Source organism: Waddliaceae bacterium (assembly GCA_018694295.1).
Classification (GTDB): domain Bacteria; phylum Chlamydiota; class Chlamydiia; order Chlamydiales; family JABHNK01; genus JABHNK01.
This window is the reverse complement of sequence record JABHNK010000007.1, coordinates 25328-38672: the sequence shown is the minus strand read 5'-3', so window position 1 is coordinate 38672 and position 13345 is coordinate 25328. Positions and strand designations below refer to the sequence as shown.

Annotated in this window: 11 protein-coding genes; 3 read left to right on the top strand and 8 right to left on the bottom strand. The window is 46.3% G+C overall.

The window, feature by feature from the left end; translation table 11 throughout:
- The 4 genes from HN980_00865 to HN980_00850 all read right to left on the bottom strand — a co-directional run.
- On the bottom strand, positions 1–833 hold an 833-nt coding region (locus tag HN980_00865), incomplete at its 3' end, for a CCA tRNA nucleotidyltransferase (GenBank protein ID MBT6928039.1).
- Position 834: 1 nt separating this feature from the next.
- Complete coding sequence (gene ispH / locus HN980_00860; protein MBT6928038.1) at positions 835–1758, bottom strand: 4-hydroxy-3-methylbut-2-enyl diphosphate reductase; 924 nt, start codon at positions 1756–1758, stop codon at positions 835–837.
- Positions 1759–2164: 406 nt separating this feature from the next.
- Positions 2165–3568, bottom strand: coding sequence for an asparagine--tRNA ligase (gene asnS / locus HN980_00855; GenBank protein ID MBT6928037.1), 1404 nt, complete (start codon positions 3566–3568; stop codon positions 2165–2167).
- Between the two features lie 49 nt (positions 3569–3617).
- Positions 3618–4487 carry a deoxyribonuclease IV gene (locus HN980_00850; protein ID MBT6928036.1) on the bottom strand — a complete coding sequence of 290 codons (870 nt, stop codon included), beginning with the start codon at positions 4485–4487 and terminating at the stop codon, positions 3618–3620.
- A gap of 76 nt (positions 4488–4563) precedes the next feature.
- Here HN980_00850 and murJ point away from each other — a divergent pair, with 76 nt between their 5' ends.
- Entirely contained in the window at positions 4564–6156 is a 1593-nt protein-coding gene (murJ, locus tag HN980_00845) for a murein biosynthesis integral membrane protein MurJ (protein ID MBT6928035.1), read from the top strand.
- A 112-nt stretch (positions 6157–6268) separates the two neighbouring features.
- Here the strand turns inward: murJ and rpsD are convergent, their stop codons facing one another.
- On the bottom strand, positions 6269–6886 hold the full coding sequence (gene rpsD, locus HN980_00840; protein ID MBT6928034.1) for a 30S ribosomal protein S4: 618 nt from the start codon (positions 6884–6886) through the stop codon (positions 6269–6271).
- Between the two features lie 319 nt (positions 6887–7205).
- Between rpsD and mutL the strand changes: the two genes are divergently transcribed.
- Positions 7206–8966, top strand: coding sequence for a DNA mismatch repair endonuclease MutL (mutL, locus tag HN980_00835; protein ID MBT6928033.1), 1761 nt, complete (start codon positions 7206–7208; stop codon positions 8964–8966).
- 13 nt (positions 8967–8979) lie between these two features.
- Entirely contained in the window at positions 8980–10062 is a 1083-nt protein-coding gene (locus tag HN980_00830; protein ID MBT6928032.1) for an aminopeptidase P family protein, read from the top strand.
- Here HN980_00830 and HN980_00825 read toward each other — a convergent pair.
- Genes HN980_00825 through sufC form a run of 3 tightly spaced genes read right to left on the bottom strand, consistent with a single transcriptional unit; the run spans position 10049 to position 13343 of the window.
- A complete protein-coding gene (locus HN980_00825; protein MBT6928031.1) occupies positions 10049–11284 on the bottom strand; it encodes a cysteine desulfurase in 1236 nt (411 codons plus the stop codon). The two genes, HN980_00830 and HN980_00825, sit on opposite strands and share 14 nt — an antisense overlap.
- Complete coding sequence (gene sufD, locus HN980_00820; protein ID MBT6928030.1) at positions 11281–12588, bottom strand: Fe-S cluster assembly protein SufD; 1308 nt, start codon at positions 12586–12588, stop codon at positions 11281–11283. Before sufD ends, HN980_00825 begins: the two co-directional genes overlap by 4 nt.
- Positions 12585–13343, bottom strand: coding sequence for a Fe-S cluster assembly ATPase SufC (gene sufC / locus HN980_00815; protein MBT6928029.1), 759 nt, complete (start codon positions 13341–13343; stop codon positions 12585–12587). Before sufC ends, sufD begins: the two co-directional genes overlap by 4 nt.
- Positions 13344–13345: the final 2 nt, after the last annotated feature.

Below are 13345 nucleotides of genomic sequence, written 5' to 3'. Positions count from 1 at the left end.
GACATCTTAAGAAGTTTACATTGCTCAAGGGTGTCTTCAAGAGGCTTTTGCAAGAAAAGCGTGGCGACATACAAAACTGCGGGGACTTTATCAGAAAATAATGTAAAGCCTTTTACATTTTCCTCAAGAGCTTCTTTCGTTGTCGCCTCCAAAGAAGGAAACACCGCCTTTAGAAGTCCTGTATCGTACATCATCATTACAGCATCGCCGAAATGCTCGTCTTTTATCATCTTAGAAAATTCCTGCCATATCCTTTCCATCGACACTGCTGGCAAAACGGTATGGGAATATTCTTGTATTGCTTTATACGTCTTTTCTTCGATGTCGTATCCTAGTCGGCAAGAGAAACGCACAGCGCGGATCATCCTTAGGCGGTCTTCTTCGAAACGTTTCTGCGGATCACCTATAGCGCGCAAGACTTTTTTCTCTAGATCTTCTTTCCCTCCGACGAAGTCGTACACCTCTTTTTTTATGGGGTCATAGAACATGCCGTTGATGGTGAAGTCGCGGCGCTTTACATCCTCTTCGGGGGTCGTCGCTGTGATATGCTGAGGTCTACGCCCGTCGGTGTATCCTCCTTCGCTGCGGAACGTAGCGACTTCATATTGGCGGCCTTCGACAACTACGACAACCACGCCGAAATGCGCCCCTACTCCTATGGTGTGGGGGAAAATCTTCATGATATCATCGGGGAGAGCACTTGTGGCGATATCAATGTCGTCAAAATCATGCCCCAGAAGAAAATCCCTTACGCATCCTCCTGCGTAATACGCTATATATCCTGCATCGACGAGGGTCTTTACAATTGAGAGAGCTTCTGTGTTGTTGTTCATATTATTCGTTAACCTCTTTTGGCAGGCTGAAGACAACGCTTTCGGTAGTATAGACAACGTCTTCTATCGAAGTAACGCCCATGACCTTGAGTCTCTCTATAACTTTCTGCACGACGTCTTCTGGTGTAGACGCCCCTGCTGTCAAGCCTATAGTATTAACGCCTTCGAGCCATTTTTCCTGTATCTCGTCTTCATCATTGATAAGATATGCTGTGACAGCGTTTTTTTGCGCTATCTCACGAAGTCTGTTAGAATTCGAGCTCGATGGGTCGCCAACAACGAATACTATATCGGTATCTTTTGTTATCTCCCTAAGCGCCGTTTGTCTGTTCGTCGTCGCGTAGCATATCGACGATTTCGCCAATGTTTCGATGTCGGGATATCTCTGTCGTAAAGCGTTTTGTATTTTCTCAATATCGTAACAACTAAGCGTTGTTTGTGAGATAAAGAAAAGCTTGTCGTCGGCGGAAAAGGGAAGTCTTTCAACGTCTTCGACGTTCTCTACTATCGTCGTTTTATTTGGCGCCTCTCCTGCTGTTCCTACAATCTCGACGTGGTTTTTATGACCTATTATTATGATATCATATCCTTTCTCGGCATACCGTTTTACGGCCTCGTGGATACGCGTCACTAGGATACATGTGGCGTCGATCTCGATAAGGTTTCTTGCTTTGGCATGTCTACGGACTTCTGGCGTTACGCCATGGGCGGAATATATCACCCTAGAGCCTTCTGGGGCATCGTCGAGATCTTCGATAAAGACAGCGCCCTTATCTCGGAGCTTGTTAACGACGTGTTTATTATGGACGATCTCGTGTTTTACATATATCGGCGCTCCCCACAGCTCCAGGGCGCGCTCTACGGTGTTTATCGCCCTGACGACGCCGGCGCAGAACCCTCGTGGTTTCGATAACAATAGCTTCATATTAATCCCTTAAACCCATGATTGCGAACTATCTTTCCTTTAGCGCCATAGAGTTAGGTAAGATGGCTCAGTGCACGACAAGCTAATAGTTTTAACTATTCGCGAGGAGTAAAATGAGCCAGATTGCCTGACACTCTGGATGCTATAGGAAACAAGTCCTTTTTTCTTTTTTAAAAGTTCAGACAGAGGTTTTTAACTATATAGAGATAAATACCTTAAGCCCTTACTCTTTCTTATTGTTTTTGTTTGCCCATTTGCTGTTATTTTGCTTCACCATATGTCTTTTTGCAGCAACACATCTACTTTGCTTCTATCCTCGCGAATGTTTTAACATTCTCTCGTCTTTCATCTTCGTATCTGTACCACCGCAAAAACCCTATGGCAAAGGATAGGTCGCAATCATGGGTTAAAACTGTGCTTTTCCACGAGTTCGTGGAAATGATATGACGTCACGGATGTTTTCCATGCCGGTAACATACTGCACAAAGCGTTCGAAGCCAAGACCAAAACCTGCGTGTGGCACGCTTCCATATTTCCTAAGCTCGAGATACCACCAGTAATTTTCTTTATCGAGGCCGACCTCTTCGAGGCGTTGCTCAAGAACATCGAGTCTCTCTTCACGCTGGCTTCCGCCAATAATCTCTCCGACGCCAGGGACAAGGACGTCCATAGCAGCGACGGTCTTGCCATCGTCGTTGAGACGCATATAGAAAGCTTTGATATCTTTGGGGTAGTCGTAAACGATAACGGGTTTTTTGAAGACTTCTTCGGTGATATATCTTTCGTGTTCCGACTGTAGGTCTTCACCCCATGAAGGCTTATATTCGAAGGTCTTCGTCGCCTTCTCGAGAAGAGATATTGCTTCGGTATATGTTATACGCTCGAATGGTGTATCGACAACACTTTGCAAACGCTCTAAGATTCCTTTTGAGATGAACTTATCGAAGAAAATCATATCTTCTTTGCATTTGTCGAGGACCTCTTTAATGAGATAGCGGACATATTCTTCAGCGCAGTCCATATCATCTTTTATGTCGGCGAACGACATCTCGGGCTCTACCATCCAGAATTCTGCTAGGTGCCGTGAGGTATGTGAGTTCTCGGCGCGGAATGTCGGGCCGAAGGTATATACGTCGGAAAGGGCACAAGCATATATCTCGGCGTTAAGCTGTCCAGAGACGGTAAGATATGCCGGCTTATCAAAGAAGTCCTGCTCGAAGTCTACCTCTCCCTCTTCGCCACGTGGTGGTTCGTTGATGTTCAGCGTGGTAACCTGGAACATATCGCCGGCGCCTTCACAGTCTGAAGCCGTTATTATTGGAGCATGGATATAATAGAAGCCTTTCTCCTGGAAGAAACGGTGTGTCGCAGCGCTAAGGGTGTTGTGAACGCGTGTTATGGCGCCGAGAGTATTAGTCCGCGGACGCAGATGGGCGATGGTACGTAAGAACTCAAAAGAATGCCTTTTCTTCTGTAGAGGATATGTCTCGGAATCGCAGCGTCCTATGACGTCGACGTTCTTCGCCTTCATCTCTACAGCCTGATTTTTTCCTGGGCTTTCAACGATATCACCAACGACGGCAACGGAAGCTCCTGTCGAAAGATGCTCTATAACTTCAGCATATCCTTCCATAGTGTCGTCGGCGACGACTTGGAAGTTTGATAACGTCGAGCCGTCGTTGACCTCGATGAAGGTGAACGTCTTCTGTATGCGGACGGTACGAACCCATCCTTTTATAGTTATTTCTTTGCCAACAAGGCCTTTGCCTTGGTCTTCGCGGTCTTTTATCTCTTTTATCTTGGTACGCATTGTTTCCCTCTTATATTGTCTCGTAAATTATATCATAATCTTTTGATTGTTACAACGTTGCAAATTCCCTGAGCATCGAAATCTCTTTAATCCACAAAGGATCGCCCCCTGGCGTCTCGAGATATTTTGGGATTTCTCGTGTTATCTTACCACGCATAAGGACTTTGAAGCTATCTATCCCTATCTCGCCTTCTCCTAGCGGGGCATGCCTATCGCGTCGCGAGCCTATCGCGTTCCACGAATCATTGACGTGAAAAGCTCTGAGATTATCAAGTCCTATTGTGTCGTCGAACTCTTTAAGCGTCGACTTCCATCCTTCTTCGGTGCGGATATCATATCCTGCGGCGAAAGAATGGCACGTATCAAAACATACGCCTACGGGAATATGTTTTTCTACTTTCTCTATGATCTCGGCGAGCTCTTCGAAGCGATACCCTATAACCGACCCCTGTCCTGCTGTCGTCTCAAGAAGTATCCTCGTCGTTCCTTCGTTTATCGTATCTTCGACACCATGAAGACTCTCAACGATACGCTCTATACATTGTGTTCTGTCGTCTTTAAGTGCTGAACCTGGGTGTACGGTAAGAAACGATATCCCTAGAGCGTTGCAACGCTCGATCTCTTCTTTTAAAGTCTTGCGGCTCTTTTTCAATATTTCTGGATCAGGAGCACCGAGGTTTACAAGGTAACTTCCATGGCTCATTATATTACGAAGCCCTGTATCTTCTAGTGTGGCATGCCAAAGAGCTACCTCTTCGTCATCGAGAGGTTTGCTGTCCCAGCGCCGCTGGTTTCTAGTAAAAAGCTGTATCGTCGTGGCGCCGATATCTTTACCTTCGATAAGGGCGTGGTATAATCCTTGTGCCGTCGACGTATGGGCGCCGATGAGAAGCTCGTCGCTATGAAGTTGTTTTGTCATGTTGCCTTTACCTCTTTTTCTCATTGTTTCCCATTGTACATTTCGTGCATAGTAAAATTAAATAAAGAAAAAAAATATGTCTGACGACTCCACACACACAATAGGGCGCTCAGCGCGATCCTTCTTTTCAGGAACGCTTCTTAGCCGCATCAGCGGCATGGCCCGCGACATTGCCATGACCGCCGTCTTTGGCGCAACCCCTGCCGTGGCGGCTTTCATGATAGCCTTCAGACTATCGAACCTACTAAGAAGACTCCTCGGCGAAGGCGCTATGCAAGCTGCATTCATCCCGCATTTCGAGCGCATCAGACACAAAGACCCAGATCGTGCGGCGTCATTTTTCCGCGACGTCTCGGGATCGCTGGCCACAGTCCTCGTCGGAATCATCATCGTCGTCGAGATTCTCCTACTAGCAAGCATTCCCATATTCTCGCCTTCTCCCGACAACAAAGACATAATCATCCTTACAGCGCTTATGATGCCCGGGCTTTTCTTTATCTGTTTCTACGGCATCAACACTGCGCTATTACAATGCGAAAAAAAATATTTCGTACCGAGCATAGCGCCTATAGCTTTCAATGGAATATGGGTCTTTGCCGTAATAGCAATGAAGACATTACCTGTCCGCGATGCTATGACATGGCTTGCCGTAATCGTCGTCATCGCCTTCGTAGCACAATGGCTGGTTACGGTTCCTGGGACAATTTCACATCTCAAGCGATATATAACAATACAGTGGCTTAAAGATACGTCCTTTTTCTCAAGAAGCCTGCGTCCTATGGCAAAAGCTCTGCTTTTGGGAATCCTTGGCGTAGCAGCAGCACAGATAAACAACGGCCTCGACGCCCTATTCGCCCGTGCCGCCAGCGCCGAAGGCCCAGCATTTCTATGGTTTTCCTTGCGCCTGCAGCAGCTTCCACTTGCCCTCTTCGGAATAGCGATAACGGGGGCGATGCTTCCACCACTATCGCGAGCGATAAAAGCTAAAGATATGGAACGCTACCACCATTTTCTCGACTTCGGAATACGACGATGTGTCGCCATGATGCTTCCAGCGACACTATTAATAATAGTATCGGGGGTCTCTGCGGTAAATGTCATATACGGACGCGGGAATTTCAGCGTCGAAGACACCATAATGACAACGCGCTGCCTATTGGCATATTCTACTGGACTTATACCGATAACGCTTGTAATCCTTTTTTCCTCGGCGTTCTATGCCTTCAAAAACTACAAAACGCCGGCAATAACGACCGTCATCGCCGTCATTATAAACATTCTTTTGAATATGATCTTCGTATTCTTCTTGAAATGGGGAGCAGTAAGCATAGCAATAGCAACGAGTATCAGCGCATGGATAAACGCCGCCCTTCTCGCCTACAACCTGAAAAAATATCACGGAAACATCATATCAAAGAAAGCCATCACCTCTTTCGGCGCCGTAGCAATAGCAGGCGTCCTCGCCGCTACAGTGACGACACTACTAACATACCACCTACCATGGAACATACCGTGGACAATGGTCCTAACATACGAAATTCTGCCACTTCCGAGGACTATGATAATACAATGCCTCGCCTTCCTCACAGAAGCCGTGCCGTTTACGATAACCCTCGTCGCTGTCGCCTTCATCGTCAAAGCCCGCGATATTCTCGATATACTTCACTAAGTTCGAAGTTCGGTGTCAATAAACGCTCTAACTAGCGACAAAAAAAAACGGCGAAAACATCGATGATGCTTCCGCCGAAAAGGAGGTAGTTTTAATACCAGTGGTATTGCTTTTACTTCGTGTGTGCTAAGAATTCACAAACAACAGCGACGTTGACAGGCATCGGCAACGACACAAGGTCGTATTTCGGTGTTGCTAACATCGTTCCAGAAAAAGCGTCTTTGTTAAGAGAAAGATACTCGGGAACATCACGTCCACCTTCGAGGGCGTTAAGTACGCATGCTATCTTCCGTGACTTCTCTCTTATCGAGATCTCCATGCCTGGCTTCACTAAGAAAGATCTGATGTCGACCTTCTTGCCGTTAACTTGGATGTGTCCGTGGGCGACGAGCTGATGTGCCGCTAATATCGTCGGCGCAAGCTTTAGTCTGTAAACGATATTGTCAAGGCGCGACTCCAACATCTCAAGAAGAGTGTGTGATGTGTTGCCTTCACGACGTACAGCTTCGCGATAATAGCGAAGAAGCTGCTTCTCGCTGATCATCCCAAAAGATGCTTTTAGCTTCTGCTTCTCTTCAAGCTGAAGACCATAGTCGGACTTCTTGCGGCGGCGAGCGCCGTGCATTCCTGGAGGGTTCTGCTTGTGAAGCATAGGGTTACGTGCGCGGCCGAAGACGTTCGCTTGGAATCTTCGGGCTATCTTGTTTTTGGGTCCTCTGTATCGAGCCATTAATTCTCCTAAAGGGTTGTCATATAAAAATATAAAATACGCCATCAATCATACGGTGTTCGTCGTTTTTCTACAAGACCTTTTTATAGGTATTGTAACGTTTTTGTTGTGATGGTACTATATATCGTATCATAAACACTGATGTTACGCGCTAATCTTGCTTTAGTGGTGTAGCGAAAGGGGCAAGATGCAAGTACTTCTGACGAACCAAGCTCTGAAGAGCTGGGTGAGGAGGAATACGTAGCAGATTGTTCCTTGCAGCACGCCAATAAAGTGAGAGTAGCGCGTAAGGTCAGTTAAACAAACAAAACTACTCATTATGCCTACTACAATACGCGTCCTTAACGACAATTCCATCAACAAAATCGCTGCCGGCGAAGTAATCGAAAACCCCGCCTCTGTGGTGAAGGAACTTCTTGAAAATGCCCTCGATTCCGGAGCAACGGAAGTTTCTGTCGAGATAAAAGCTGGGGGCCGACAGCTTATCCGCATCCTCGACAACGGATGTGGGATGTCTACCGACGACGCCCTTCTAAGCCTCGAAAGGCATGCAACATCGAAGATTAGCGGTGTTGATGACCTCGAAGAAATCTCTACTATGGGCTTCCGCGGCGAGGCAATCCCCTCTATAGCGTCGATATCGAAGTTCGTTATGCTGACATGTCCTCATGGCGACGCCGAAGCTACCATGGTCACCGTCGATGGCGGAAAAATAATGTCATGCCGCCCAGCGGCGCGGTCACCAGGAACGACGATAGAGATCTCTTCGCTGTTCTTTAACGTTCCCGTAAGGAAAAAGTTCCAGAAAAACATCTCCCAAGACACCGGACAGATACATAAAGTCGTCGGAGCCCTTGCCCTTGCAAACCCTGGGGTTTCTTTCGACTTCATCGTCAATGAAAAAAAGCAGCTTTCCCTAAAGGCCTGGGATGACGTTTCTTTCACCGACAGCCTAAAAACTCGCATCGCTGACGTCCTTGGCAAAGAATTCTTGGAATCTTCGCGACATGTTTATCATCGCGAGGGAGACATTATCGTCGAAGGCGTCGTCGGCATACCTTCATATACAAGGCCAAACAGGTCGGGACAGCATATCTTCATAAATAAAAGACCTCTATCATCACCGACGGTGTCATACGCTGTAGCTGACGGATACAGCACGCGCCTAACAGAGAGGCGCTTCCCAGCTTTCCTTCTACATATTACCCTCCCAGGAAGCTTAATCGATGTAAACGTCCATCCACAGAAACGCGAAGTACGCTTCCACAACGAAAAAGCCATAAGAAAAACCGTATCCACTGGCGTCGATAAAGCCCTTATGAAGGCTTTACATCCTAAACACGATGGTATCGATTCTTCGGCGCCTACAGTATCACCAACATTCTCCCCTAGCGATTCCGCCCTCCCAAAAAATATGGCTTCTTTTTCGGTACCGACATTTCGCAACATCATTCCTGAGCCGGCATTTTCGACAGAAGACGTCCTCGACGTCATAACATTACCACAAGTCCTCGGCGTCCTCGGAGAATATCTCCTTCTCGATGCTTCGTCCCTCGACGCCACAAAAAAAGGACTTGCCATCGTCGACAGGCGACGCGCACAATTCCGTATCTTCTTCGAAGAGCTTATCGACGGCTCTTCACAGCGCGGGATCTCTTCTTTAGGAATACAAAACCTTCTAATTCCTATAACGCTAGAATTCTCTGCAGCAGAAGCCGTGCTCCTCAAGGAACATCTAGATATTCTCAATGGCTTCGGTGTCGGCATCAGAGATTTTGGCGGCAACGACTTCGTAGTCGATGCTATACCGCAGTCTCTCGACAGCGGTGATGTCGCTTCTTTCGTTGATGCCATTATCGAAAACCTCGGGGCTCCAGGGAAACTCAAAAAAGAACGTCGCGAAAAGCTCGCCGTTGCCGTCGCCAAGGCCGCGATACCGAAAAAAAATACGTTGACGGCCAACGACTCACAAAGTATCGTCAACACTTTAATGAAATGTAGCGATCCATACCAAACGCCACAAGGCGAGGCTATTGTCGCCACAATAACAGAAGAAGAGCTACAAAAAAAGTTCTACTGAAAAAGGAAAAAAGATGAATTTCAGCGCTCGAATCAAAAAAACACAAAATCTCATAGAAGAAAAAGGCTATAAAGCCCTGCTTATCGAAGAACCCTTAAACATCTTATATCTCACCGGGCTTGACATCTCGATGGGACAGCTTCTTATCGACACCTCTAGCGCCTCCATCTTAGTCGACAGCAGATACTACGAAGAATGTAAGAAATTAGGCACCATAGACGTCGTCGCCACGACAAAAACGGCGCTCGTCGAAGCTCTAACCAAAAAAAGTATAAAAAGTGTGACTGTTGATGGCGCCACTATGACATACAACTCCTTTATCGCTCTCGAAAAGAAGTTGTCCTCTAAAGATATCACCCTTGTCGCCGCCGACTCCCCGCTTAAAGAACTTCGTAGCATAAAAGACGCTGAAGAAATCAAATCCTTGCGCAATTCCGCCGCCCTTGCAGCACAAGGATGGGACTATGCATGCTCTATTCTTAAAGAAGGTATCACGGAAAAAGCCGTTGCCACAGAGATGGAAATTTTCTGGAAAAAAAATGGCGGGGAAGCACCTTCTTTCGAAAGTAATATCTCCTTCGGAGCAAACAGCGCACTTCCTCATCATCGTGCTGGAACGTCAAAACTCACGAAAAACAGCGTCATCCTTATGGATATCGGCGTCACCGTAGAAAACTACGCCTCCGATATGACACGTGTAGCATTCTTCGGCGACCCTAGCACAGAGATAACAAAGATCCATGACATTGTACAGCGAGCGCAAAAGGCCGCTTTAGAATTATGCCGCCCAGGAACGGATCTCGGCACTCTAGACAATGCCGCCCGCAACATTATCTCCGCTGAAGGATATGGTGAATATTTCTCACACGGACTCGGACACGGCGTCGGCCTCAACGTCCATGAAACACCCGTCGTAACGCACAAAGATCCGTGGTGCGACATAAAACTACAAGAAGGTATGGTTATAACTGTAGAACCTGGAATATATCTCCCAGATATCGGAGGTGTGCGCATCGAAGATACTATAGTGATAACAAAAGACGGCTACGAAAGCCTGACACAGCGCCCTACCGAAGCCATTGTCATCGAAGTTTAGCTACGACCTCTTTCAGTCCTTCGAAAAATATATCGATATCGCTTTCGTTGTTATATATCCCCAGCGACATCCGCGCTGTTGATGTCACGCCAAAACGCTCCATCGTCGGCTGTGCACAATGATGCCCTGTTCGTATCGCTACACCTTTAAAATCTAGCATCGTCCCGATGTCAAGAGAGTGAATACCATCGACGATAAAGCTTACAATACCAGAGCGTCTGGCTTTACAGGGGCCTAAAACCTTAAGCCCGTCGATACCGCTATTATCAAAACAATCTAAAGCATAACCCAAAAGTTTTTCCTCGTAGGAATGTATCGTTTCGATACCTTTATCCATAACATATTCGAGAGCTGCACCCAAACCAATAACCTCTGCTATCATAGGCGTCCCCGCCTCAAATTTCAAAGGCGGCTGCTGATACGTTGTTTTCGCCATCGTTACGATGTCAACCATATCGCCACCACCATGATATGGCGGTAAAGCCTCGAGGAGCTCCTTCTTACCATAAAGAATGCCTATACCCGTAGGGCCATAAACTTTATGTCCGGAAAACGCATAGAAATCGGCGTCGAGGTCTTGGACATCTATAGGATAATGCGGCGCTGCTTGTGCGCCATCGACGAGAGTTTTGGCACCAACATCATGTGCCATAGAAACCATTTCTTTAACAGGGAGTACCGTCCCGATAGAATTCGCCACATGACAAATTGCCACGAGTTTTGTCTTTGCACCAAGCATTTTTCTATACTCTTCAATGATAATCTCACCATTATCATCGACAGGAATAACACGCAAGACAGCACCGCGCTCTTCACACATAAGCTGCCAAGGGACGATGTTCGAATGGTGTTCTATCTCAGAAATAACAACCTCGTCGCCAGTAGTGATGAAAGATTTTCCAAAAGACGATGCTACAAGGTTTATGCTTTCTGTCGTTCCCCTTGTGAAGACTATGGTGTTTTCTGATGGGGCGTTGATGAAATTTTTAACGACTCCCCTTACAGCATTATAACGTTCCGTTGCGTGTAGCGAAAGCTCATATATGGCACGATGTACGGTGGCATACTCGTTGCGATAGAAATCCGACATCGCAGAAATAACTTTCTCAGGCTTATGTGTCGTCGCTGCAGAGTCTAAATAAACAAGGGGCTTACCATGCATCGTAGATTTAAGCATGGGAAAACCGTCGCGGACAGCGATGAAATCAATGGCGTCGTTCATGATGATATAAACCTCCGGGCTTTATCTTCTAATACTCTTCGTAACGAATCAAGGGGTATGAAGTCAAGGACCTCTTTGTTGAAACCATATACCAACAAACTCCGCGCCTCGGAAAGCGATAGACCTCGTGACCGCAAATAAAAAATCTCTTCGTCGTCGAGAGCTCCAACAGTGGCACCGTGAGAAGCTTTTACATCGTCGGCGAAAATCTCCATAGAAGGAAAAATATCGGCAATAGCATCGTCGCCCAACAAAATATTCTTGTTCTCCTGTCGCGCATCGGTATCATGAGCTTCGCTGCCAACAATAACTTTTCCAACAAACGAAGACCTGCTGGCATCGTTACAAACGCCTTTGTAAAGCTGACGAGAGACCGTTGAAGGCGCGCGATGATCAACGATGTTATTGATATAAACGCCGTCATTGCCTTCTAATAGCCAACCCCCAGAACAATATGCTGCAGCGTTGTCTTCTTCGAGAATAACTTCGCTGTCATAACGAACGCAGCTACCACTATCGACGACAGTAATACTTTTAAAAATTCCGTCTTTTTTTACTCGAGCCCGGACACTTTCAAACTGCCAAGAGGCATTTTTCGATGACGTCATAATATGGTGAACTCTCGCTCCAGCATCGACAACAAAATCATGGACGCCACTAGCAAAGCTGTCGGAAGCGCTGTTGTTTGTGTGTGTATATAATGTAACAGAAGAATTTCTCCCAGCAAAAAGATGTACTCGAGGAAAAGTCATCGTAACATCAGATTTCGTTGTCATCAACACATGCAAAGGAACGTCTACAGAAACATCGGGAGGAATATAAATAAAAACGCCATCGCCAGCAAACGCGCCGTTAAGTAACACAAAAGGGTCTTCCTCGTTGTCTAAATTTTTAATATGTCCTCTGAAAAAAGCAGCATACCTTTTAAAAGCCTCTTCAAGAGGAGCAATAATAACTCCTTCATGTAAAGCACCAATTTTTGACAAACGAGGACTATATGCTCCATCAACAAAGAGAAGAACACTGTCAGAACACTCAGGAAAAATTCCTTCGAGGATTTCTTCGGCATGCGCTTCTTTACTATAAACGTTGCTATATGAAGACTTATAAAGGTCACGAAGAGGTACTCCTTTAAACTCTGTAGTGCTTCCACTAGGAAGGCCTTTGCAGCAAAAACTTTTCCATGCGGCAGAGCGGAACTTGTGAAGGCCATCGCCAGAAACGGCGCTATAACACTCAGCGATGCTCTTGTAAAACGGGCCTCCTTCTGCAATGTAATGCTGCTTTACATTTTTTTTACTCACTTCCCTTCTCCTTCGGACTCAAAAAGTTTGCCGTAACCTTTTTTCTCAAGCTCGCAGGCAAGGCCTGCTGTCCCAGACTGCACTATTTTTCCATCCATCATAATATGAACATAATCTGGGGTGATATAATCAAGAAGACGCTGGTAGTGTGTTATCAATAACAGGCATTTTTCTGAAGACATCACCCTATTAACTCCGCTTGCTACTATACGAAGGGCGTCGATATCAAGACCAGAATCTGTCTCGTCCAAAATCGCTACTTTAGGGTCTAGTATCGCCATCTGCAAGATCTCGTTACGCTTCTTTTCACCACCGGAAAACCCCTCATTGACATTACGTTCTTTAAACTCGGATCTTATCTCCATAGCTTTCATTGTTGCGCTGAGATACTCGGAAAAGTCCTCTTGGGAAAGCACCTTTTTCCCCTGGGTTTTACATATAGAATTATATGAGGTGCGAAGGAAAAGCTCATTGGTAACACCGGGAACTTCGACGGGATACTGAAATCCCATAAAAATTCCGCAATGGACACGCTCTTCAATGCTGAGGTCAAGGATATTCTTCCTATCAAAAAGGACTTCTCCATCAAGAATTTCGTATGCGGGGTGTCCGGCGATAGCCTTCGCAAGAGTGGACTTTCCTGTGCCGTTAGGCCCCATGATAACGTGTATTTCACCTTTTTGTATCTTCAATGTAAAGCCCTTAATGATCTCTTTACCATCGACGGCGACGTGAAGGTTTCGTATCTCAAACATAT